The following is a 24,749-nucleotide window of genomic DNA, read 5'->3' as shown; positions in this document are numbered from 1 at the left end:
TCAGCGGCCGCGCCAGTCCAGCAGCCGGTGGGTAAGCACCAGCAGGGCCGCGGTGAGCCCACCCATCACCGCCAGGTCGACCCAGAACGGCACGAGGACCGGCCCGGCGTGGAACACGTGCCGGAACGCGTCGGCGACGTAGGTGGTGGGGATGGCGTAGGCGACCGGTTTGAGCAGTGCCGGGTACGCGTCGAGCCGGGTCATCAGCGGGGACAGGAACAGCGCCACGGCCAGCACCAGGTTGCCGATGAGGTTGCCGACGATGCTGTTGGGCGCCCGCGACCCGAGGAACGCGCCCAGGCCCGCCAGGGTCAGCGCGGCCAGCGGCACCAGCGGCAACGCCGCCAGCACGCCGGTGCCGGGGATGCCGAGCAGGAACCAGCCCAGGGCCAGCATCGCCGCGACGCCGGGTAGCGAGAACAGCAGGTGCCCGGTGCACAGGGCCAACACCAGGCTGACCTTGGGCACGGGCAGGGTGGCCCAGTAGTCGAACTCGTGGTGTTCGCGGGCCAGGCCCAGACGGGCGCAGAGCATCACGGCCGGGCCCATCGCCAGCGACGCGGCCAGCGCGCCCCCGGCGAGGTAGCGCAGGTCGACGTCGCCGCCGCTGGTGTTGACGAAGAACAGGATGCCGGCGGGCAGCAGCACGCTGAAGAAGACGTAGAACGGGCCGGTGGTGCGGAACTCGGCCAGCACCACCGGCAGCAGCCGCAGGTACGCGGACAGCGCCGAGGGCCGGGCCGGGCCGGTGGTGTCAGCCAAGACGGTCCCTTCCGCCGAGCTGAAGGTAGACGTCCTCCAGCGAGGGTCCCTGCACGCGCAGGTCGGACAGGCCGGTCGGCCCGATGCGGTCGGCGACGGCGTCGAGCACGTCCCGGACGCGGTCGCGGGCCACCAGCAGCAGGGCCCGGTCGCCGTCGCGGACGAGTTGGTCGCCCGCGTCGGCGAGCAGTTCGTCCAGGACCGGGTCGGTGTGCTCGGGCAGGGCGATGTCGAGACGGACCCGCTGGTCGACGCGGCGGCGCAGCTCGGCGGTGGGGCCGAGGGCCAGCAGGCGGCCGTGGTTGACCAGCCCGACCCGGTCGATGACCCGCTCGGCTTCGGCGACGTCGTGGGTGACCAGGATGATGGTGCGGCCCTCGGCGTTGAGTTTGCGCAGGTGGTCCCAGACGAGGCGGCGGGCGGCGGGGTCGAGGTCGTTGGTGGGCTCGTCGAGGATGAGCACGGGCCGGTCGGCCACCAGCGTGACGGCCAGTGACACCAGTCGTTTCTCGCCGCCGGACAGAGTGCGTACGCGGCGGGCGGCGAGCTGGTCGATGCCGAGCAGGGCGAGCAGGGCGGCGGTCTGGGCGCGGGCGGCCACGGTGGTCAGGCCGCGCAGGCGGCCGGTGTGGTGCACCGCCTCGGCGGCCGTGAGGTCGAGCAGGGCGGCGGGGCTCTGTGGCTGCAGCGCGACGTGCTCGGCGACGACGTGCGGGTGGGCGGTGACATCGGTGCCGAAGAGGGTGATGCGGCCGCTGGTGGGGCGGAGCAGCCCGGACAGTTGCCGGACGAGGGTGGTCTTGCCCGCGCCGTTGGGGCCGAGCAGGCCGAAGATCTCGCCGCGGGCGACCGTGAAGGTGATCTCGTCGTTGGCCGGGGCCGCGGCGCCGGGGTAGTGCTTGGTGACGGCTTCGATGTCGTACACCACGCTCATCGGTGCCCCTCTCCCCCGCTGCGGCCTGCGCGACTCTCGCATCGATTACTTTCAGAGTCAAGGACTTGCAATCATCGAATCGACGAAGTAGACCTGTAGCGCAGTTACCGGGGGACTGCTTGGGGGATGTCGTGTCCGAAGTCGTCACACAGGTGGGGGTCGTCCTCGCGGTCAGGGCCGAGCTGACACCTGGGGCGACGGCGTTCCGGTTCGTGCGCGCCGGCGCCGACCCGGTCGAGCTGACCTACCGCGCGCTGCACGAGCGGGCCGGACGGGTCGCGGCGATGCTGGCCGAGGCCGGGGTGGGCCGGGGCGACCGGGTGCTGCTGGCGGCGCCCGCGGGGCTGGACTATGTCGCGGCGTTCTTCGGCTGCCTGTACGCGGGGGTGGTCGCGGTGCCCGCGTACCCGCCGCGCGGGTCGCGCCACGACCAGCGGCTGGCGGCGGTGGCCGCCGACGCCCGGCCCGCGCTGGCGCTGGGCACCGAGGAGTCGCGCGAGCGGGCGGCCCGCAGCGGCGCGCTGCCGCTGCCGTGGCGCACGGTCACGCGGGCCGACGGGTACGCGCCGCTGCCACCCGTCGCGGCCGGACCGGACGAGGTGGCGTTCCTGCAGTACACGTCCGGGTCGACCGGGGCGCCCAAGGGTGTGGTGGTGCCGCACCGGGCGTTGTCGGCCAACCTGCGGATGATCCGGGACAACTTCGCGCTGCGCGACGACGACGTGGCGGCGAGCTGGCTGCCGCCATACCACGACATGGGCCTGGTCGGCGGCCTGCTCACCCCGGTGTCCGCGGGGATCCCGTGCGTGCTGCTGGCCTCGACCGCGTTCGCGCAGGACCCGGTGTTCTGGCTGGAGACGGTGACGCGGCACGGGGTGACCGTGACCGGCGGCCCGGACTTCGGCTATCGGCTGTGCGCCGAACGCGTCACCGACGCGCGGTTGTCCGGGCTGGACCTGAGCCGGTGGCGGCTGGCGTTCACCGGCGCCGAGCCGGTACGCGCCCAGACCGTGGACCGGTTCACCCGGCGGTTCGCCGCCGCCGGTTTCGACCCCGCCGCGATGCACCCGTGCTACGGCCTGGCCGAGGCGACGCTGATCGTGTCGGGCGCGACCGCGGGCACCGGGCCGCGGAGGTGTCACGTCGATCGCGACGCGCTGGCCGCGGGCGTGGTCGTGCCGACCGGCGACGGTCAGGCGCTGGTGTCCAGCGGGCGCCCGCTGTGCCCGGTGCGGGTGGTCGACGAGCAGGGTGCCGACCGGGCCGCTGGGCAGGTCGGTCACCTCCTGGTGGGTGGGGACGGGGTCGCCGCCGGGTACTGGGGGGCGTCCAGCGTCGACTTCGACGGCGGCTGGCTGCGCACCGGTGACCTCGGCTTCCTCGACGGTGGGGAGCTGTTCGTCACCGGCCGGGCCAAGGAGCTGGTGATCGTACGCGGCCGCAACGTCTATCCGGCCGATGTGGAGGAGCAGGCGCTCGCGGCGCATCCGGCGCTGGCCGGGTCCGCGGCCGGAGCGTTCGCGGTGGCCGACGGCGGCGGCGAAAGCCTCGGCGTGGCGGTGGAGACCGACCGGCATCTGGCCCCGGAGCTGCTGCGCGAGGTGCTCGACGCGGTGCGGGCGGCGGTGGCCGAGAGCACCGGCGTCACCCCGGCGGTGCTGGTGGCGGTGCGCCGCGGCGGGCTGCCGCGCACCTCCAGCGGCAAGCTGCAACGCGCCGAGCTGCGCCGAGGCTACGAGCAGGGCACCCTGCCCCGGCTCGATCCGGCCGCGCCCGCGCCGGTGGCGACGTTGGCCGGTCTGGTGGCCGAGCTCGCCGCGCTGCTGCCGCCGTCGATCGGACCGGTCGGCGCCGACACCGCGCTGACCGCGGTGGGCCTGGACTCGCTCGGCGCGGCCGACCTCACCGCAGCCGCCCGGCGCACCGGCTGGGAACTGGACCTGGAGCTGCTGCTGGGCGGGGCGACGCTGGCCGAGGTGGCGGCCGTCGCCGTGCCGGTGACGCCGCCGCGGCTGGGCGCTCGGCCGCCCGCCGAGCGACCGTTCTGGCTGCACGAGCAGCTGGTGCCGGGCACGCCCGCGTACACGATGGCCGTCGCGGCGCGGTGTGCGGACGGAGTGGACCCCGATCGGCTCGACGCGGCGCTGCGCGAGGTGCTGCGACGCCATCCGGTGCTGCGTGGCCGCGTCGTGCCGGGGGGTGAGCCCGGCACCGTGGCCGTCGAGACCGACCCGGTTCCCGACCGGGTGCTGAGGGTGCTCGACGCGGTGCCCGTGGGCTTTCTCGACGCGCACCTGACCGCCCTGTGCTGGCCCCCGCCGCAGCTGACCCAGGGGCACCTGGTGCGCGCGACGCTGCTGCCGGTGACCGGCGGCGAGCCGGTGCTGCTGCTGGTGGCCCACCACGCCGTGGCCGACCAGCGGTCGGCTCGGGTGCTACTGGCGGAGATCGACGCCTGCTACGCCGGGCGCGAACTGGCGCCGCCCCCGGAACCGGGTCCGGTACCGGTACCGGACGATGAGGACCGGCGGTGGTGGCACGAGCAGTTGGCCGGGGTCGCCGAGCGGGCCGAACTGCCCGCCGACCAGCCCGCCCCGGCCGTCGCGACCCACCGAGGCCGAACGCTGCACCGCCGGCTGGCCACCGACGTGGCGAGGTTGGCCGAGGCGACCGCGTCGACCCGGTTCGCGGTGCTGCTGGCCGCGACGGCGGTGCTGGTGGCACGGCACACCGGCGAGCCGGAGGCGGTGCTCGGCGTGCCGGTCGACACCCGCGACGCCGGTGCGCGCGAGGCCGTGGGCTGCCTGGTGACGCTGGTGCCGGTACGGGTCGACCTGCGCCGAGCGGTCAGCACCGCCGACGCGATCGCGGCGGCACGGACCGCCCTCGCGGCGGTGCTGGCTCGGCCGATGCTGCCGGTGGATGAGCTCGCCGCCCTGGCCGGACGCGGCGTCCCGGGACGGCATCCGCTGTTCGACGTCGTCGTCGCCGACGAGTCCGCCACACCCGACGGGCTGGTGCCGGTGGACCGGGGCGGGGCCGCGTTCGACCTGTCGCTGCTGTTCGCTCCCGGCGAGGTCACGGTGGAGTACGCGCTGGACCGGTTCGCACCCGGCACCGCCGAACGGCTGGCCGACCGGCTGGAGACGCTGCTGGCGGCGATGGCCGCCGACCCGGCCCGCCCCTGGTACGCGCAGCCGCTGGACCCTGCCGCACCGCCGCACCTGCACACCCCGGCCCCCGCCGCGCCATCGGGTGCCGGGCTGCTGCACGAGATGGTGTGGGCGCAGGTCGACCGCACCCCCGACGCGCTCGCGGTGCATGACCGTGACACCCGCTGGAGCTACCGCGAGCTGCGGGAAAGGGCTGAGGCGGTGGCCGGGGGCCTGCGCTCGCGCGGGATCGGTCCGGGCGATGTGGTGGCGCTGCGGCTGCCCCGGTCGGCCGCGCTCATCGCGGCGATGCTCGGGGTGCTGGAGACCGGGGCGGCATACCTGCCGCTGGACCCCGGCTACCCGCCGGAACGCCTGGCCGCGATCCTCGCCGACGCCGCCCCGGCGGCCGTCCTGGGCGACCTCGAAGACGCCGAGCCGATCACCGGTACGGGTCCGTCACCGCAGGACGCGGCGTACGTCGTCTACACCTCCGGGTCGACGGGACGGCCCAAGGGCGTGGTCGTCGAGCACCGCCACATCGCCGCCTCGACCGCGGCCCGGCACGCCTGGTACGGACCACCGCCGCGCCGGTTCCTGCTGCTGTCCTCTCCCGCGTTCGACAGCTCCGTCGCCGGGATCTACTGGACCCTGACCGGTGGCGGCACCCTGCACCTGGCCGAGCCGGGCCTGGAACGCGACTCCGCGGCGGCCTGGCGGGTGCTGGCCGAGATCGGCGCCACGCACACACTGACCCTGCCGACGCTGTGGGCGGCGATGCTGGAAGCCGGAAGGGACCTACCACTGCCCGAACTGGACACCGTCGTGGTGGCCGGGGAGGAGTGCCGGGCCGACGTCGTGGCCCGGCACCACGCGGCGCTGCCGGACTGCAGGCTGGTCAACGAGTACGGGCCGACCGAGGCCGCGGTGTGGGCGACCGTGCAGGAGCTGCGTCCCGGCGGGTCCGGGGTGGTGCCGATCGGGTCGCCGGTGCCCGGCATGACCTGCCGGGTCCTGGACCGGTGGGGTGCGCCGGTGCCCGCCGGGATCGCCGGTGAGCTGCACCTGTCGGGGCCACAGGTGGCTCGCGGCTACCTGCGGCGGCCGGAGGAGACGGCCGTGTCCTTCTACGACGACCCCTGCTTCGGCCGTACCTACCGCACCGGTGACCGGGTAAGCGTCACCGGCGACGGGGTGCTGCGGTTCCACGGGCGCGTCGACGCCCAGGTCAAGATCCGAGGGCAGCGGGTGGAGCCGGGTGAGGTCGAGGCGGTGCTGGCCGGGCACCCGGCGGTGGCCGACTGCGCGGTCACCGCGTACGGCACCGGCGTGGGGGTACGGCTGGCCGCCTACGTGGTGCTCCGCCACGACCCGGGCCCTGACCTGCTCGGCTGGCTGGGCGAGCGGCTGCCTCCGGCGTACCTGCCGCAGGCGGTGCTGGCGGTGCCCGCGCTGCCGCGTACGCCCAATGGCAAGGTCGACCGGCGGGCCCTGCCCGACCCGGCCCCGGCCACGCGCGGCGGCCGCGGCCCGGACGGCCCGGCCGAGCGGGCGGTGGCCGAGGCGTTCGCCGCCGTGCTGGCGTGCGGGCCGGTCGGCGCCGACGACGACTTCTTCGCCCTCGGTGGCCATTCGCTGGCCGCCGCGCAGCTGTCCGCCCGGCTGGGCGCCTCGCTCGGGGTCGCGGTGCGGCTCGGCGACGTGTTCGAGGCGCCGACGGTGGCGCAGCTGGCCGCTCGACTCGGTCCCCGGCAGGCGACCGCCGCGGCGGTGCCGATCCAGCGCCAGCCCCGGACCGCGGCGACCGGCGCCGGGCGGAGCGGCGACCGGTGAACGGATACGACGAGTTTCCCGCCTCGGCGCAGCAGCGGGCCATGTGGTTCGTCGAGTCGCTGACCCCGGGCACGGCGCGTCACCACGTGCCCGCCGCCATGGACCTGTCCGGGCCGCTGGACGCCGCCGCGCTGCACCGGGCGCTGCGCGCGGTCGTGGCCCGGCACGAGGCGCTACGGACCGGCTTCGCGACCGTCGCCGGGCAGCCGGTACAGCGGGTGTTCGGCGCGGTCGACGTCGACCTGCCGGTGCGCGACGTCGCCTCGGCCGCCGAGGCCGACCTGGCCGAGGCCGACGTCGCGGTCGCGCCGTTCGACCTGGCCGGACCGTCGCTGCTGCGCGCCGAACTGCTGCGGCTGGGCCCCACCGAGCACCGGCTCGTCGTGGTGGCCCACCACCTGGTCTGCGACGCCTGGTCCAGCGCCCTGGTGCTGCGCGACCTCGCCATCGCCTACCGTGGCCGACAGCTGCCGCCCGGCCCGATCGAGTACGCCGACTACGCCGTCTGGCAGCGCGAACAGCTCACCCCCGACGTGGTCGCCGGGCACCTGGACCACTGGGGTGCGGTGCTGCGGCCGCTGCCCGAACCGGTGGCGCTGCCCGTCGACCGGCCCCGCCCGCCCGTACGCGGCGGCACGGGCGACACCCGCACCGCCCGCATCCCGGCGCGAACTCCGTTCCCGGTGCTGCTCGCCGCGCTGGCCGGGGCGGTATACCGGCTCACCGGCCAGTCCGACCTGGCCTTCGGCGTAGTCGCCGCGCAGCGTGACCGGGCCGAACTCGCCGAGATGGTCGGTTTCCTGGTCAACACCGTGCCGGTGCGGATACGTCCGGCGGGGGCGCGGCCGCTACGCGAGCTGCGGGAGCAGGCCGCGAAGGCCCTGGTCGACGCACTCGACCACCGTGACCTGCCGTTCGACCGCCTGGTGGAGGCGCTGCGGCCGCCCCGGGACCCGGCTCGGCTGCCGCTGGTGGACATCCTCGTCACCCACACGGCCGACGGGCTGCCCGAACTCGACCTGCCCGGCCTGTCGGCGCGGGTGCGGCGGCTGCCCACCGGCCTGGCCAAGGCCGACCTGACCGTCGAGGCCGCCGCCGGGGACGTGCACCTGGAGTTCGACCGCGACGTGCTCGGCCCGGACACCGCCGACTGGCTGGTCAGGGCGGTCACCACCCTGGTCGCCGCGCCCGACGAGCAGCCGCTGTCCGAGGTGGATCTGCTGTTCCCCGGGCAGGCCAAGGCGCTGTCGGCGTACGACGACGGGCCTGCCGTGACGGCGACGCCCGCGACGATGCCGCAGCGGTTCGCGGCGGTGGTCGCCGCCCACGCCGACGCGCCCGCGGTGGAAGCCGACGACGGCACCCGCACCTACGCGCAGTTGGCCGATGAAGTGCACCGCTGTGCGGCGGCGCTGGTACGGGCCGGGGTGCGGCCCGGGGATCGGGTGGGCGTACGCGCGGCCCGGTCGGTGTCGTGGCCGGTGCTGATGCTCGCCGCGATGTACGCCGGGGCGGCTCCGGTGCCGCTGGACCCCGGCTACCCGGCCGCCCGGCTGGAGGCGATGACGACCGCCGCCGCAGCGGCGATGGTGCTGGACGCGCCGCTGGACGCCGAGCCGCTGCCACTGCCGTCGGTCACCCCCGACGACCTCGCGTACGTGATCTTCACGTCCGGGTCGACCGGGCAGCCCAAGGGTGTCGCGGTCGAGCACGCGAGTCTGGTCCGGCTGGCCGACCACACCATCGCCCGGTTCGGCCTCGGGCCGGGCGACCGGGTGCTGCAGTTCGCCACCCCGAGCTTCGACGCCGCGATGTGGGACCTGGTGCTGGCGCTGTTGTCGGGCGCGACGCTGTGCCTGGCCGCCGCCCCGGCGCTGCTACCGGGACCGGTGCTGCGCGCGACGCTGCGCGACCGGCGGATCAGCTACGTGCTGGTGCCGCCGAGCGCGCTCGCGCTGGTGCCCGCCGACGAGCCGCTGCCCGACCTGCGGGTGCTGGTCAGCGGCGGCGAGGCGTGCCCGGCCGAGCTGGTGCGGCGGTGGGCGCCTGGACGGCGGTTCTTCAACGCGTACGGCCCGACCGAGAACACGGTGGTGGCGACCCTGTGGGAGGCCGCGCCCGGCCAGCCGGTCACGCAGCCGCCGCTGGGCGAACCTCTGCCAGGCGTGGGGGTGCACCTGCTCGACGAGGCGATGCGGCCGGTGCCGCCGGGGGTGCCCGGGGAGATCTTCCTCAGCGGCGCGGCCCTGGCCCGTGGGTACATCGGACGCGACGACCTGACCGCGGCCGCGTTCACCACCGGGCCGGGTGGCAGGCGCTGCTACCGCACCGGTGACCTGGCCGTGCGCGACGGCGCCGGGCGGCTGCGGTTCACCGGCCGCCGCGACGGACAGGTGAAGATCCGCGGGTTCCGGGTGGAGCCCGCCGAGGCCGAGCACGCGCTGCGCGCCCAGCCCGAGGTGACCGCGGCGGCGGTGGTCGCGCGGACTGGCCCGGTCGGGACGGAGCTGGTCGGCTACTACGTCGCGGCCGGGGTGCCCGGACCCGCCCCGGACGGACTGCGGGCGGCGTTGGCGCGGACGCTGCCGGGGTACCTGGTCCCGGCGCATCTGGTCGCCGTTCCGGCGCTGCCGGTCACGGCCGGCGGCAAGCTGGACCGTGCCGCGCTGCCCGACCCGGTCGTGCCCGTGCGCAGCCGACCACCCCGGCCGGGCCTGGAGCAGACCGTCGCCGCCGCGTGGTGCGAGGCGCTGGGCCTGGCCGAGGTCGGGGCCGAGGACAACTTCTTCGACGTCGGCGGCCACTCACTGGCGCTGGCGCGGGTCCACGCCCGGCTCTGCGTCGACCTGGGCCGGGACCTGGCCGTGGTGGACCTGTTCCGCCACCCGACGGTCGCCGCGCTGGCCGCGCACCTGTCCGGACCCGACACCGTCGCGGCCGCGGCCGCCGACGGGCGCGACCGGGCCGCACAGCGACGCGCCGCCCAGCAACTGCGCCGCCCGACCGGTGGAGGCGGGCGGTGACCAGGATCGCGGTGGTCGGCATGGCCGGGCGGTTCCCCGGCGCGGCCGATCCGGAGCAGCTGTGGCGCAACAGCCTGGCGGGCATCGAGTCGCTGAGCCGGTTCGACGTCGCCGACCTGGCCGCGTCCGGGCTGGACCCGACTCTGCTCGCTGACCCCGCGTACGTGCCCGCCGCCGGGGTGATCGACGGGGTGGACCGGTTCGACGCCGCCCTGTTCGGCTACTCCCCCCGCGAGGCGGAACTGCTCGACCCGCAGCACCGGCACTTTCTGGAGGTGGTGTGGTCGGCGCTGGAGCACGCCGGACGCGACCCGCTCGGGCTGGACCTGCCGGTGGGCGTGTTCGGCGGCGCGAGGCTCAACACGTACCTGGTGGAGAACCTGCTGCCGCACCGGGGCGGGTTCGACGACCTGGCGCTGCTGGGCACGCTGGTCGGCAACGACAAGGACTTCCTGGCCACCGGGGTCGCCTATCGGCTGGGGCTGACCGGGCCCGCGATGACGGTGCAGACGGCGTGCTCGACGTCGCTGGTCGCCACGCATCTGGCCTGTCAGAGTCTGCTGTCGGGCGAGTGCGACCTGGCGGTGGCCGGAGGCGCGGCGATCGCCGTGCCGCACCTGGCCGGATACCGCCACCACCAGGGCGGCATCTACTCCCCCGACGGACACTGCCGGGCGTTCTCGGCCGACGCGGCGGGCACCGTCGGCGGCTCCGGGGTGGCCGCGGTGGTGCTGCGGCGGCTCGACGACGCGCTCGCCGACGGCGACCCCGTGCACGCGGTCATCCTCGCCTCGGCGGTGAACAACGACGGCCGTCGCAAGGTCGGCTTCACCGCCCCGAGCGTCGAGGGCCAGACCCGGGTCATCGCCGAAGCCCTGGCCCTGGCCGACGTGAACGCCGCGACTGTCGGCTACGTCGAGGCGCACGGCACCGGCACGCAGCTGGGCGACCCGATCGAGGTCACCGCGCTGACGGCGGCGTTTCGGGCCGACACCGACGCGGTCGGATACTGCGGCCTCGGGTCGGCGAAGCCCAACGTCGGCCATCTCGACGCCGCCGCCGGGGTGACCGGCCTGATCCGGGCGGTCCTGGCGGTACGGGACGGGATGGTCCCGCCGACCGTCCACTTCCGGCACCCGAACCCGGCCACCGGCCTGGAACGCAGCCCGTTCTTCGTGGCCGCGACGGCGCAGCCGTGGCGGGTCGCCGGGCCGCGCCGCGCCGGGGTCAGCTCGTTCGGGATCGGCGGCACCAACGCGCACGTGGTGCTGGAGCAGGCCCCGCCACGACCGGCCACCCCCGTCGGGGCCGGGCCGGAGCTGCTGGTGCTGTCGGCGGCCACGCCGCAGGTCCTCGACACCGCGCGCGAGCGCCTGGCCGAGGCGCTGACCGGCGCGGACCTGCCGCTCGGGGACGTCGCGGCGACACTGCGACACGGCCGCACCCCGATGGCGTACCGGCTGGCCGTCGTCGCCGACGACCCGGCTCGGGCCGCCGTCGCGCTCGGCCGCGCCGCGCCGTCGACGGCCGACGCCGATCCCCGGGTGGTGTTCCTGTTCCCGGGCCAGGGAGCGCAGCGGCCCGGCGCGGGAACGCACCTCTACCGGACCGAGTCGCACTACCGCGACGCGATCGACCATGCCGCGGCCGTACTGCGTCCGCGGTTGGGCCTGGACCTGCGCGATCTGCTGCACGCCGACCCGGACGACCCGCAGGCGGCGGCGCTGCTGACCCGGACCCGGCTGGCGCAGCCCGCGCTGTTCGCCACCGGCTGGGCGCTGACCCGGCTGTGGCGGTCGTGGGGGGTCGAACCGGCCGCGTTGGTCGGGCACAGCCTGGGCGAATACCTCAGCGCGACCGTGGCCGGGGTGTTCGCGCCCGACGACGCGCTGCGGCTGGTGGCCCGGCGCGGCGAGCTGATGGACGCGCTGCCCGGGGGCACGATGCTGGCCGTCCTGTCCGGTCCGGAGGCCGTCGCCGACCTGGTCGGCGGTGAGGTCGCGCTGGCGGCCGTGAACGCGCCCCAGGTGTGCGTGCTGTCCGGCCCGGATGAGCGGATCGCCGAAGTGGCGGTCGAGTTGGCCGGGCGCGGCGTGCGGACCCGGCCGGTCACGACCTCGCACGCGTTCCACTCGCCGATGATGGCCCCGGCGGCCGACGCGCTGCGGGCCGAGATCGCCACCCTGCGGCTGGGCACCCCGGCGATACCGTTCACGTCCAGTCTGACCGGTCAGTGGATCACGCCTACGCGGGCGGCAGATCCGGACTACTGGACCGAGCAGCTGCTGAGTCCGGTGCGGTTCGGCGACGCGCTGGCGGCCGCGACGGCTGCCGGGGCGGGTGTGCTGCTGGAGTTGGGACCAGGGCGCACGCTCACCGGGTTGGCGTCGGCGCAGGTGGGGGCGGGCTGGGCGGCGTACCCCGGGCTGGACGCGGGCGACCCGGCGACGGTACTGCGCGCGATCGGTGCCGCGTGGTGTGCGGGCGTACCGGTGGCACCGTCGGCCGCCGACGCCGGCAGGCTGTGGCGTCGCGTTCCGCTGCCGACCTACCCGTTCGACCGGCGCCGCTACTGGATCGACCCGCCTCGCCGTGCCACCGGGACGGCGCCCCTGCCGACGGTCGCGCCCGAGACTCCGGTGGCCGAGAGTCCCGTGGCGGAGACCGGGATGCAGCCGGACGTCGCCGCCCAGGTCGCCGAGATCTGGCGTGAGCTGCTGGGCGCGGCCGAAGTGGACAACGACGACGACTTCCGGGCCGTGGGCGGGCACTCGCTGCTGGGTGCGCAGCTGGGCGGCCGTTTGCAGGCCCGGTTCGGGGTGCGGCTGAACCTGGGCGACGTGCTGGCCGCCGGGACGCTGGGCAAGCTGATCGAACTGGTGCGCGAAGCCCTGTCCGAGGGCACCGTCGCCGCGTCACGCGTCGTTGCCCGCCCCGCCGACGCGGGCGCGCCGCTGACCTTCGCGCAGCAGCGGCTGTGGGTGCTGGAGCAGCTCGACCCGGGCACCGCCGTCTATCACCTCCCGTTCGTGCTGCACCTGCGCGGACCCCTCGACGTGACCGCCCTCGAACGGGCGCTGTCGCGGGTGCTGGCCCGGCACGAGGTGCTGCGCGCCAGGTTCACCGTCATCGACGGCGACCCCGCCCAGCCCGCCGCCGCGCCGCAGCCGGTCACGCTGACCGTGCACGAGCCGGGCGACCTGGACGCCGAGGTGCGTCGCCCGTTCGACCTGGCCACCGGACCGGCGATCAGGTTCCGGCTGGAACGGCTCGGCCCGGACGAGCACCGGCTCGTCGTCACGGCCCACCATCTGCTGCTCGACGGCTGGTCGGTCGGCGTGCTGGTGTCCGAGCTCGGCCGCGCCTACGCCGACCCGGACGCCGACCTCGGCCCGGCGCCGGTGCAGTGCGGCGACGTCGCCCACTGGCAGCGCGCCGCCGACACCGGCGGCCTCGACTTCTGGACCGAAGCCCTCGACGGGTACGACGACCAGCCCGCGCTGCCCTTCGGCTCGGCCACACCCGGCACGATGCCGAGCGGACGCGGCGGACGCGTCGAGGACCACCTCGACCTGCCCGCGACGCCCCGGCTCTACCCGCTGCTGCTGGCCGGGCTGGGGGTGCTGCTGTCCCGGCTGGGCGGCGCGGACCGCCTGGTCGTCGGCAGTCCCGTCGCCAACCGGCCGCACCCCGAACTGGAAGAGACCGTCGGCCTGCTCGCCAACACCCTGCCGATCCCGCTGGACCTGCGCGGCGAACCCACCGGGCGGCAGTTGCTGGCCCGGGTGACGTCGACCGTCGACGAGGCCCTGGCCCACCAGCAGGTGCCGTTCGAGCGGATCGTCGCGGCGGTCGGCGGCGGCCGTCGCGCCGAGCAGCATCCGCTGTTCAACGTGCTGCTGGTGCTGCAGAACGCGCCGATGCCGCCACTGCGGCTGGGCGAGCTGGACCTGACCGTGCAGGACGTGCACACGGGCACCGCGAAGTTCGACCTGACCGTCGACGTCACCCCGGTCGACGGGCGGCTGCGGGTGTCGTTCGAATACTCCGCCGACGCCTGGTCGGCACAGACCGCCGGGCGGATGCTCGCCCGGTATCTGCGGCTGCTGACGGCGCTGGCCGCCGACCTCGACCGCCCGGTCGGGCAGCTGCCGCTGCTCGACGCCACCGACTTGGCCGAGATCGCCGATTGGACGAGCACATCCGCGCTGCCGGAGCGGACCGTCACCGAGCTGGTCGACGCGGCCGTCGCCACGACACCCGACGCCCTGGCGGTGTCGGCGACAGACGGTGAGCTGACGTACGCGCAGCTGTCGGCGCGGGCCGACGCGGTGGCGGAGCTGCTGCACCGGGGCGGCGTCCGGCCCGGGGACCGGGTCGCGGTCTGTGCCCCGCGCGGGTCGGGCAGCGTCGCCGCGCTGCTGGGCGTCCTGCGTACCGGGGCGTGCTACGTCCCGCTGGATCCGTCGTATCCGGCGCCGCGCCTGGCCGCGATGCTCACCCGGGCGCAGGCTCGGCACGTGCTCACCCTCGGCGAGCCGGAGTTGCCGATCGAGGGGCGGACAAGGCACCGGATCGAGGACGCGGTCAGCGGACGGCGTGCGCCGCGGCATCGGGTCGAACCGGACGCGCTGTGCTACGTGGTCTTCACGTCCGGTTCGACGGGCCAGCCCAAGGGCATCGGGTTGGCGCATCGGGCCCTGGCGAACCTGGTGCAGTGGCAGGTCGAACGGTCGGCCGCGCACGGGGCAACCCGGACGGCGCAGTTGACGCCGTACAGCTTCGACGTGCACTTCCAGGAGGTGTTCGCGACCCTGGCGGCGGGCGGGACGCTGGTCGTGGCCGCCGACGAGCTGCGCCGCGACCCGGCCGAGCTGCTGCGCTGGCTGAACGCCGAGCGGGTCGGACGGCTGTTCCTGCCGTACGTCAGCCTCGCCGGGCTCGCCGACGCGGCCCGCCGCGCCGACACGGTGCCCACGTCGCTGCGCGAGGTCGTCACGGCCGGGGAACGCCTGCAGGTCACCGCGCCGGTACGGGAGCTGTTCACCCGGCTGCCCGACTGTGTGCTGGACAACCACTACGGCCCCGCCGAGAGCCATGTCGTCACCGCCGAGCTGCTGACCGGCGACCCCGCCGACTGGCCCGCGCTGCCCGCCATCGGCACCCCGCTGCCCGGCGTCGAACTGTCCGTACGCGACCGCTGCGGCGGCCCCGCCACCCCGGGCGCGCCGGGTGAGCTGGTCATCGGTGGGGTGCAGCTGTGCGACGGTTACCTCGACGATCCGCAGACGACCGCGCGGCGGTTCCACGACGGCCGGTACCGCACCGGTGACCTGGTGCGGCGGTTGGCCGACGGCAGATTGGAGTACCTGGGCCGGACCGACCAGCAGGTGAAGATCCGTGGGCACCGGGTCGAGCCGGAGGAGATCGAGACGGTGCTCGGCGGGCATCGGCTGGTGCGCGAATGCGCGGTGGTGGCCGGGCCGGGGCCGGACGGCAGGCTGCGGCTGCTCGCGTACGCCGTAACCGAAGCCACCGGCCCGCAGCTGCGCGAGTGGCTGGCCGCCCGACTGCCCACGCACCTGGTCCCGGCCCGGATCACGGCCCTGGCCGAGCTGCCGCGTACCCCCAGCGGCAAGGTCGACCGGCGGGCCCTGGCCGCCGTCACCGCACCGGTCGCCGCGCCCGCCGCCGCGCGGCTCGGCGACGTACGCGCGGCCCTGGTCGCCGACGCGATGGCGGCCGTGCTCGACCAGCCCGTCGGCCCGGACGACGACTTCTTCGCCCTCGGCGGCGACTCGATCCTGGCCATTTCCCTGACCGCCCGCCTCACCGAAGCCGGGATCGCCGTCGCACCCCGCGACGTCTTCACCCACCCCAGCCCCGCCGCCCTGGCCGAGGCCGCCGGTGCCACGGTGGACACCGTGCTGCCCGCCACGCCGCGTCAACTCGCGCTGCGTCAGGCCCGTCCACATCAGGCGGTGCTGCCGCAGCCGGGCCGCGTCGACCCGGCCGAGCTGCGCAAACTGCTCGACCGGCTGGTGGCCCGCCAGCCCGCGCTGCGGGCCCGCCTCACCGGCGCGGTCCTACGGCTGCCCGCGCCCGAACAATCGGGTCAGGACTCCCCGCTGGTCGAGGTCGACCTCACGGACTTGAGCCCGCTGGAGGCGTCAGAGCACGCCCGACGGCTCGCCGCGGACGCCGGGCGCGGGCTGTCGCCCGAGCGAGGTCCGGTGCTGGCCCTCGTGCTGTGCCACGGACCGGACCGGGACCTGCTCGCCCTCGCCGCCCACCCCGCGATGCTCGACGAGGCGTCCTGGCGCGAGCTGTGCGAGCGGCTCGGCGGGGAGCAGGTCGACGTCCCCGAAGGTGTCGACCGGTCCTGGGCGCGCTGGCTCGCCGCCCCCGTCCGGCCGCCCCGGCGTCCGGCCGACAACGCGCATCGGTCCTGGCCGCAGGAGGTGTACGCGGCCGGAGTGCTGCTGTCCGGCCACGATGTCGCCCTGATCCGCGACACCGCCCCGGCCGCAGCCCGCCGTGATGGCGCACTGGGCCAGTGGGAACGGGAGGTGTTCGTCCCGGCCGACCCGGTCCCGGCCGACCTCGCCGAGGCGCTGCGCCGGGTCAAGGACGCCACCGCGACCGTGCCGCCGGACGCCGATCCGGTGCCGGTGTCCCAGGCGGGAGCGTCGCTGTCGCTGCTGCGCGGCGTCGCACCGGCCGCGACCCTCACCCCGGCCGACTTCCCGCTCGCCAGACTGGACGCCGACGGCCTGGCCCGGATCGTCACCGCCTACGGCGTACCCGACGACGTCTACCCCGCCACGCCCCTGCAGCGAACCATGCTGGCCCGGATCGCCGACGGCGCCCGGCCCGGCCTGTACTCGGTGCGTACCACCGACGCGCTGCCTGCCTTCATCGACCCGGTCGCGCTGCGGGCCGCGTTCGACGCGCTCGTCGCCCGCCATCCCATCCTGCGCACCGCGTTCGTCCAGGACGGGCTCGACGTGCCGGTGCAGGTGGTGTGCGCGCGGGCGACCATGCCGTGGACCGATCTCGACTGGCGCGACGCCGCCGACCCGGCCGAGCTTCGGCGGCGCCTGCGCGAGCACCTCGACGCCGACTTCACCGCCCCGTTCGACCCCGCGAGCGCACCGCTGGCCCGGTGCACGCTGATCCGGCTGCGCGGCGGCTACCAGCTCGTCTTCACCGCACACCACCTGCTGCTCGACGGCTGGTCACGGTCGCTGCTGCTGCAGGACCTACCCGCGCTGTACGCCCGTGCGCTGACCGCCCGACCGGCCGCCGCCCGCCTACGTACCGCCGCACACCAGCTGTCGGCGCTGCCCCGACTCGGCCTGGGCGCCGCCCGGACGCTGTCGCGTGCCCAGCGCGAGCAGCACCTTCCTGCCGACCCACCGACCCCGGGCGACCACGCCGCCGCCCTCGCCGCCGTCGCGCCCGCGGACGAATACTGGGACCGCTACCTGCGCGACAGCCCCCGCGGCACGCCACTGCCGCCGGCCGCCCATCCGGATGCGGCAGGCGGCTACGGTCGACGGACCGCCGACGCGGAACACGCCACCATCGACGCGCTCACCCGGTTGGCGCGCGATCACGGCATCACCACGGCGGTCGCGGCCCAGGCGGCTTGGGCGACGGTGCTGGCGCAGCAGACCGGAGCAGCGGAGGTCGTGTTCGGCGTCACCACGTCGGGCCGTCGGGCCGAGCTGCCCGGATACGACCGGATGGTGGGATTGTTCATCAACACGCTGCCGCAGCGGGCCGTGCTCGGGCCGGACACCACCGGGTTGGATCTGATGCGGCGGATCCAGGCCGACGCCGCCGCTGCCCGGGAGGCCGAGCACGCGGCACTGGTCGACCTGGAGCGTCGGCACGGCGGTCGGCTGTTCGGCAGCATCGTCGTGGTCGACAACTTCCCTCAGCACGCCGGGCAGCACGAGCTGGCGGCGCTGCTGCGCCGGGGGCATCCGTTCGCGGGCGAGCACTTCGACCTGGGCATGACCGAGTTCCCGCTGCGGCTGGAGGTCATCCCGGTCGACGGGCTGCACGTAGCGCTCGGCCACCACCGCGACGAGTACGGCGACGCCGACGCCGACGCCCTGCTGTCCGACTGGCTGACCACCCTGCACCGCCTGGCGAAAGAGACCCTTTCCCCCGCCGCGCGTTGAACGCGCGGCGGGGCCCGTTCGGGCGGCGCCGGTCGGAACGCGTCGGCGGGCAGCCGCTGGGTGGCGATCGCGGGCGGGACTCCGGCCGGTAGCTGACCGCCGTCGGCGTCCTCCGCCGCGCGGACCTCCACGGTCCGCAATCGATCGATAGTCATCGAGCGGGGAGCTATGCTGCCCGCATGTCTGAACCCTCAGGAAAGCCGCACGCCACGCGGCCGCACACGGCTCACCTTGTCGCGGCCTGGTTGTGCGCGGCGGGAGCGGCGGCGACGGCGACGTTCTTTGTCCTCGCGCTGGCTTCGGGCAGTCTGACCGGCCGAGACGACACGACCGTGGGCGGCGCAGCCCTGGTCGCCGTCGTCCTGTTCCTGACTGTGACCGCGGCCGTCGCTGCCCTGCTCGCTTATGCGGGCCACGCCGTGTGGAGCCGTGGCCGTCGGCTGCCGGCCGGGCTCCTCGGCGGCGTGGCGCTGGTGATCGGAACGGCTGCGCTGCTCGTGGAGTTCGCCGAGTCCGGCGGCAGGGAGGAAGGCGCGCTGGTCGGATGGGGCGCCATGGCAACCTGGGCGCTGGCCCTGCTGGTGGCGGTCTCGATTCCAGCACGCGCGCAGGTACAGCCTGGCGAATTGGCCAACCGCAGGTAAGCCCGAGTGCCGCTGCCGTACTAGGACCATGGCCAGGTGATGACCTGCCAGTCGTGGATACGGGAATCCATCGCGTCGATCCGCTGCCGGAGCGAGCGCGCGTCCGCCGGTGGGAGGACCGGCAGCACGCGATCAAGCAGCAGCCGGTCCGTCAGCGGGTCCGGGCAGCAGCCCGATTCGCCGCAGCCGCGGATCCGCACCCGGCGGGCATCGTCGGCGTGGGTGAACCGCTCCCATCCGCGCAGAGCTTCGAAGACGGCACCTGGCCGTAGTTCGAGTCGCTCCAGCCGCGCGATCTCGGCGAGTCCTCGGGCGGAGATGTTCGAGGCGAGCGGGACGCGCTCGCCCGGCTGGCGGCGACGAGGCAGGTCGGCTCGTACTCTGGCCGGTGCTCTACGAGCCATGGGCCTTTCGAGTGGTCGTCATTTCGAGATCGTCGCATGCCACCGAGCGCGCACGCGAGCCTATTGCGGCGCCCTGCCTGCGGCCACGTGGAGGCCCGCCGCCCCGCTGGCGGTCGATCTGCCAGCCGAGGCCGGCGGGCTCGGGGACGTCCGGGCGGCCTCGGCTGAACGTCACGGCAGCGTGAAGGTCTTACCCGCCAGGGTGGCGTCGGTGGGCAGCGGGCCCGCTGCCAGCCCGGTCGGGCGCGGCCGCAGTCCCGGTACGTCGCCGAAACCGTCGGTCCGGTCGGTCACCCGCACCGTCACCGGCCCGGACCCCGCGAAGCGCAACCTCACCTCGATACCTTCGGACGGCAGGGCGTGGAACTCGAACCCCCAGCCCCACTTCCCGGGCCGCGCCGGCGCGCCGTCGACCGGCACCTCGACACCGTCCACGGTCGCGGCCACCGGCTGCGGCCCGTCCGTGGCCACGTGGAACGACAGCACCCCCGCCGAACGGGTGGAGCGCAATGTGAACACGACCGACCCGGCGCCGGTGGCGCCCGGCTTGATCGCCAGCTCCGGCGGCGCCAGGGCGATCGTCGGAGCGGGGCCGGTGTGGTAGTCCGACAGCAGTCCGCCGACCAGGGTCGGGAACTGCGGTTCCACCGACTCCACCCGCCCGGTCAGGTAACCGGTGGTCCAGGCGTCGGGGGTGGCGTCGGGCGAGAGCCAGCGGGCCGTGCCGGAGTCCGCGTCGTACGCGTAGAGCAGGTGTGACGGGCGCGGATGGTCCGCGTCGACCGGGTCGGTGACCAGCCCGGCGGCCAGCAGCGCCGCGACCGTCACCGCCGCGACCGCCGCGACCAGCCCGGCGCGGCGGGGTACCAGCAGGTCCAGCAGCGGCAGCGCGGGCACGGCCAGCAGCGCGATCAGCGCGGCCGGGGCCGCGCCCAGAGCCAGCCCCAGCGCCGGATGGAGCAGCGCCACCACCGGCGCCGTCACGAGCAACGTCGCCAGCGCACCCACCTGCACCGCGATCGGCCACCACGGCACCAGGGTCGGCCGGGCCAGCGCGACACCGCCCGCGACCGCGCTGACCAGCACCGGCAGGCTGAACAGGTACGACGCGCCGGGCGCGAGCAGCGCCAGCGCCAAGCCCAGCAGCCCCAGCCAGGTCAGCCCACCGGCCGACAGCGCCGCCGCGCCCAGCCGCCGCCGCATCAGCAGCCACCAGCCAGCGGCTGCCAGCAGCGCGGCCCCGGTCAGCGCGGCGCGATACCAGCCCGGTTCGTAGGTGTCGCCGAGGACGAAGGCCCCGTACTCCGGCCGGAGCGCGACGGCGAGCTGCCACAGTGCGACCGCGAGCAGCACGGCCGCGATGACGGGGACCAGCCCCGTGCCGAACGCGACGGCGTACCGGCCGAGGCTGAGCTGCCCGGCGCGGCGGGCCAGCGTGACCAGTCCCGCCAGCGCGAGCAGCGCGGCGACGGCGAGGGGCAGGACCAGCCCGTTCGGGTAGCGCACGAGGCCGAGCGGGGTCCAGAAGTAGGTGTCGGCGCCGTCGTCGAGGTGGGCCAGGTCGGCGTCGCCGAGCGAGCGGGCCAGGGCCAGCACGAGTTCGCCCTCGTGCTGGAGGCTGGCGCCGTCGACGTGCTCGGCCGAGTCACCCGGGGTGTGGTAGCGCGGTGATCCGTCCAGGTAGGCGACGTTGAGTCCGGCGAATCCGGCGTCGCGCCACTCGGTGAAGTCGGTGTCGTTGGGCAGCCGCCGGTAGACCTCGGCCGACAGGGAGAACCCGAGCGGCGTGGGCGTGTCGGCGTAGTGGCCGATCAGCGAGCTGTTGGCGGCGGAGGTCTCGAACATCAGCGCGGGTCCGCGGTCCCCCCGTGCCTCCAGGTTGACCACCACCGCCCCGGCCGGGTCGGGGTGGCGGGTGTCGAGGAACAGGCGGGCGCCGAGCAGCCCTGGCTCCTCGCCGTCGGTGAGCACCAGCGCGAGGTCGTTGCGGGCGCCGGGGCCCTGGCTGAGCGCACGGGCGGCCTCCAGCAGCGCGGCGACCCCGGCCGCGTCGTCGTTGGCGCCGGGTCCGGTGCGTACCGAGTCGAAGTGGGCGGTGAGGTAGACGGTGCCGGTGCCGGCGGTGCCGGGGCGGCGGGCGACCAGGGTGGTGACGCGTCCGATCGGGACGGGCGTGCCGAGGCGGGGGTTGGCGGCGGTGCCGACGATCGGGTCGAGCGTCCAGCCGAGGCCGCCGAGCTGCTGCGCCAGGTACCCGAGGACGCGGGCGTGGGCGGCGGTGCCGCTCGGGTGCGGCTGGGCGGCGATGGCCCGCACGTGCTCCATCGCCCGGGTGGCGGAGAACCGGTCGGCCGGGGCGGCCGCGGGCGCGGGCGACGGCGGCCGCATGCCCAGCATCACTGCCGTCGCGGTGGCGAGCAGGACGAGCAGGGCGGCGGCGCCGGTCAGCGCGGGGCGGCGGAGAGAGGTCGACTGCACCCGGGGAGTGTATGCGGTCATGGAAATCCCCGAATACCTCTGCGGTGCGGCCGGTCCGCGCCGGACCCGGACACCCGGCGCGGACCGGCCGTACGTCAGATCGGGTTCCAGCCGTCCGATCCGGCCAGGTACTTCTGCGGCGTGTAGTTGGCCGCCTGGGCGTCGCTCAGTTGCGGCCGGTTGCTGTTGACGCCCGCCCCGGCGCCGGTGTTGCGGTATTCCAGGAACCGGGCGTTCTGCCAGGTGCTGGTGGACATGTCGGTCCACGGCTGGGCGGTCTTGATGGTGTTGGTGAGGGTGGACTCGCGGTAGAGCACCTGCGCGTCCTGTCGCCACGGCCGCCCGAGCTGGGTGGTGTTGGCGGTGGCGCCGGAGACGGTGGACTTGTAGATCAGGATGCCGTACAACCGGTCGGCGGGGGTGCTGGCGGCGGTGATCGGGCCGCCGGTGGTGCGCTTCTCGTAGATCTGGCAGGCGTTGAAGACGGCGATGCCGCCGCCGTAGATGAAGTCGACCGTGCCCTCGACGTAGGAGTTGACGAAGTAGACCCGGGCCGAGTTGTTCACCAGCAGGGTGTCCTGGTTGCCCAGCAGCCGTATGTTGTCGAACCTGCCCCGGTCGACGTTGAGGTTGAGCGCCAGCGCCTGCACGCCGATGCCGTAGTCGTTGGAGACGGTCAGGTTGGTCGCCGCGAAGTCGTGCCCGAACACCGTGATCGTCGAGCCGTTGTTGGCGCTGCCGTCGGCGGCGTTGTGGTTGTTCACGATCACGGTCGCGCCGGCCGACGAGCCGAGACCCTGCAGGGTGACGTACGGCCGGTCGGTCGGGATCACCACGGTCTCGCGGTAGGTGCCCGCCTTGATCGTGATGACCCGGCGGCTGGTGTTGCCCGAGGGCACCGCGTTGATCGCCGCCTGGACGCTGGTGTACTGCCCGGTGCCGTCGGTGGCGACCGTCGGGGTGCCCGGCGGGGTGCTGGGCGCGGTGCCGACCAGGTTGAACGCGATCTGCATCCGCGCGATGTCGGCGCAGGACTCCTGCACGATCGGGTTGTTGCCCGCGGTGGAGCCGTCCTTGTCGCTGACGCACTGCGCGGTCGCGGCGCTGACCACCAGGTACTTGCCGGACGCCGCCGACGAGGCGGTGAAGGTCCACAGTTGGTTGGTCTGCGCCGCGCAGCCCCACTGCTGCAGCTGGGTGCCGGAGGTGGTGGAGGCGCCGGGCACATCCACGCACATGCCGCTGTTGATGTTGACCAGCTGGAACTTGCCGGAGTTCGCGACGACCCGCCACTGCTGCCGGGTGGCCCCGGCCGCGCAGGCGGCCTGGGTCAGCTTGGTGCCGCTGGCCGTCGAGGAGCCGGGCACCTCGACGCACTTGCCACTGACGCCGGGCACCAGCGTGTAGACGCCGCCCGCAACCGGGGCGACCGCCGCCTGCGAGGTGGCGGGCAGCAGCAGCGCCGTCGCCGACGCCACCACGACCAGGGCCAGCGCGGCCGGCAGCGGCCTGATTGCACGGGTACGGGTCATGTCAGGCTCCGATGTTCGACTGGGGACCGGCGTACGTGGTGACCAGCGCGGGCACGTTGGCGGCCGGGTCGAGGGTGTAGGCGTAGAACGACGACGGGTCGAACGCCGACCCGTTGGTCGTCGCCTTGCCGGTGCAGTTGACGAGGATGCTGCCCCGCTGCACCAGCTGCGCGGCCGTGGTGTCCGGGTAGTACGGGTTGGCCACGTTGGCGAAGTAGCTGTTCTCCAGCACCATCTTGGTGGCCCCGCGCGACAGGTTGCCGTACGAGGTGACGTTCTGCAGGTAGTTGTTGTACAGGTGCGCGTAGGCGACGTTGTCGGTGCTGGGATTGCGCTGGTTGGTGTCGTGGATCCAGTTGTGGTGGATGGTCATCCGCGCGGTGACGTTGTCGGTCCAGCCGATGCCGAAGGTCTTGTTGTGGTCGGACAGCACGTTCCAGGACACGGTCAGGTAGGTGGTGTCCTTGCGGCTGTCGATCAGGCCGTCGTTGGTGTGGGTGATCAGGTTGTGGTCGATCCAGATGTGGTCGGCGGTGTCCATCTGGATGCCGTCGTAGTCGAAGTCCTTGTCGTCGGGGTCGTCGGAGGCGACCTCGGTCTCGCCGATCGTCAGGTTCCGGATGATCACGTTGCGCACCCCGATGCCGAGGAAGATCCCGCCGTGCAGGATCTTGCCGTTGCGACCCACCCCGATCAGGGTCTTGTTCGAGGTCACCGGGATCTCGTAACCGAAGGTGGGCACGGTGATCGCCGCGTTGATCCGGATGGTGTACGGCGACGACGACGTCGCGTACGCGAGCAGGTCGGCGTACGTGGTGACGGTGACGGTCGCCCCGCCCGCGCCACCGGTCGTCCCGGCGGCGAACCCGTCGGCGGTGTTGGACCAGGTCCGGCCGGACGCGGTCGGGCTGGGCGCGGCACCGACCAGGTTGAACGCCCACTGCATCCGGGCGACGTCGGAGCAGGTCTCCTGCACGATCGGGTTGTTGCCCGCGGTGGAGCCGTCCTTGTCGCTGACGCACTGGGCGCTGGAGACGCTGGTGATGCGGTACTTGCCGGACGCGGCGGCCGAGGCGGTGAAGGTCCACGACTGGTTGGCCTGCGCCGAGCCGCAGCCCCACTGCTGCAGCTGGGTGCCGGAGGTGGTGGCGGCGCCGGGGACGTCGACGCACATGCCGCTGTTGACGTTGACGAGGTTGTACGCGCTGCCAGCGGTGGCGACCCGCCACTGCTGGCGGGTGGCCCCGGCCGCGCAGGCGGCCTGGGTCAGCTTGGTGCCGGAGGCGGTGGAGCTGCCGGGCACCTCCAGGCATTTGCCACTGGCGCCGGCGACCACGGTGTAGACGCCGCCGGGCAGCGGTGTGGTGGCCGCCTGCGAGGGCAGCATGTTCACGCCGACCACCACGGCGGGCACGGCGACCAGCACCGCGGCGGCGCTGATCAGTCGCGTTGCGGTCCGGGAACGGGGACGGGACGGTTCGGGCATGGGATGGCCTTCCTGCGCGCCCCGCGAGGCGCGCACCTGGTGGGACCGCCGCCTCTGGCCGTAGGGAGGGCAGACGCGCGGTCCGGCGGGTCGGCACGCCTGCCGGGCGACAGGCCTGCCGACGGCGGCGCGGTCCTGCGGACCGGTGCAGCCGTCGGCAGTAGACGGATGGCGCCACCTTCGGATAACACAATCCGAACAAGATTCTTTCCCGGTACGGCGTTGACCTGCGGATAGCAGAGACTTCACGCAGTCTTTACAACAAACTCGACGCTGTGCCACGATGGCGCCCGCGCCCCGCACCGGACC

At 74.7% G+C, this 24,749-nt stretch carries 10 protein-coding genes; 4 read left to right on the top strand and 6 right to left on the bottom strand.

Annotation, left to right across the window (positions count from 1 at the left end; genetic code table 11):
* Both KUA19_RS12745 and KUA19_RS12740 read right to left on the bottom strand, forming a co-directional pair.
* Positions 1-762, bottom strand: a complete 762-nt coding sequence (locus tag KUA19_RS12745) for an ABC transporter permease (protein WP_217396172.1) — start codon at positions 760-762, stop codon at positions 1-3.
* Positions 755-1,696, bottom strand: coding sequence for an ABC transporter ATP-binding protein (locus KUA19_RS12740; protein WP_217396171.1), 942 nt, complete (start codon positions 1,694-1,696; stop codon positions 755-757). Before KUA19_RS12740 ends, KUA19_RS12745 begins: the two co-directional genes overlap by 8 nt.
* Positions 1,697-1,827: 131 nt before the next feature.
* Here KUA19_RS12740 and KUA19_RS12735 point away from each other — a divergent pair, with 131 nt between their 5' ends.
* The 4 genes from KUA19_RS12735 (at position 1,828) to KUA19_RS12720 (ending at position 18,540) form a co-directional block, all read left to right on the top strand.
* A complete protein-coding gene (locus KUA19_RS12735) occupies positions 1,828-6,681 on the top strand; it encodes a non-ribosomal peptide synthetase (protein WP_217396170.1) in 4,854 nt (1,617 codons plus the stop codon).
* Positions 6,678-9,704 carry a non-ribosomal peptide synthetase gene (locus tag KUA19_RS44525; RefSeq protein ID WP_217396169.1) on the top strand — a complete coding sequence of 1,009 codons (3,027 nt, stop codon included), beginning with the start codon at positions 6,678-6,680 and terminating at the stop codon, positions 9,702-9,704. Before KUA19_RS12735 ends, KUA19_RS44525 begins: the two co-directional genes overlap by 4 nt.
* The gene (locus KUA19_RS12725) at positions 9,701-17,896 is read left to right on the top strand and encodes a non-ribosomal peptide synthetase/type I polyketide synthase (RefSeq protein ID WP_217396168.1); all 8,196 of its coding nucleotides are present in this window, start codon (positions 9,701-9,703) and stop codon (positions 17,894-17,896) included. Before KUA19_RS44525 ends, KUA19_RS12725 begins: the two co-directional genes overlap by 4 nt.
* A 179-nt stretch (positions 17,897-18,075) precedes the next feature.
* A complete protein-coding gene (locus KUA19_RS12720; protein WP_217396167.1) occupies positions 18,076-18,540 on the top strand; it encodes a hypothetical protein in 465 nt (154 codons plus the stop codon).
* Between the two features lie 20 nt (positions 18,541-18,560).
* Here KUA19_RS12720 and KUA19_RS12715 read toward each other — a convergent pair whose 3' ends face one another.
* The 4 genes from KUA19_RS12715 to KUA19_RS12700 form a co-directional block, all read right to left on the bottom strand.
* Positions 18,561-18,944 carry a hypothetical protein gene (locus KUA19_RS12715; RefSeq protein ID WP_217396166.1) on the bottom strand — a complete coding sequence of 128 codons (384 nt, stop codon included), beginning with the start codon at positions 18,942-18,944 and terminating at the stop codon, positions 18,561-18,563.
* Between the two features lie 171 nt (positions 18,945-19,115).
* Positions 19,116-21,422, bottom strand: a complete 2,307-nt coding sequence (locus tag KUA19_RS12710; RefSeq protein WP_217396165.1) for a M28 family peptidase — start codon at positions 21,420-21,422, stop codon at positions 19,116-19,118.
* A 95-nt stretch (positions 21,423-21,517) separates the two neighbouring features.
* Positions 21,518-22,954: a pectinesterase family protein gene (locus KUA19_RS12705; RefSeq protein WP_217396164.1), complete on the bottom strand. Its 1,437-nt coding sequence runs from the start codon at positions 22,952-22,954 to the stop codon at positions 21,518-21,520.
* Position 22,955: 1 nt separating this feature from the next.
* A complete protein-coding gene (locus KUA19_RS12700) occupies positions 22,956-24,440 on the bottom strand; it encodes an RICIN domain-containing protein (RefSeq protein ID WP_254549190.1) in 1,485 nt (494 codons plus the stop codon).
* Positions 24,441-24,749 lie beyond the last annotated feature (309 nt).

Origin of the sequence: Catellatospora tritici (assembly GCF_019083965.1) — a bacterium.
Taxonomy (GTDB): Bacteria; Actinomycetota; Actinomycetes; order Mycobacteriales; family Micromonosporaceae; genus Catellatospora; species Catellatospora tritici.
The sequence above is the reverse complement of the archived record's forward strand: the minus strand, read 5'-3'. Positions and strand labels throughout refer to the sequence as shown.

Excerpts from the sequence above, each read along its gene's own strand:
- KUA19_RS12720 (WP_217396167.1), top strand. The coding sequence starts at position 18,076 with ATGTCTGAACCCTCAGGAAAGCCGCACGCCACGCGGCCGCACACGGCT.
- KUA19_RS12705 (WP_217396164.1), bottom strand. The coding sequence starts at position 22,954 with ATGACCCGTACCCGTGCAATCAGGCCGCTGCCGGCCGCGCTGGCCCTG.
- KUA19_RS12740 (WP_217396171.1), bottom strand. The coding sequence starts at position 1,696 with ATGAGCGTGGTGTACGACATCGAAGCCGTCACCAAGCACTACCCCGGC.
- KUA19_RS12715 (WP_217396166.1), bottom strand. The coding sequence starts at position 18,944 with ATGGCTCGTAGAGCACCGGCCAGAGTACGAGCCGACCTGCCTCGTCGC.
- KUA19_RS12700 (WP_254549190.1), bottom strand. The coding sequence starts at position 24,440 with ATGCCCGAACCGTCCCGTCCCCGTTCCCGGACCGCAACGCGACTGATC.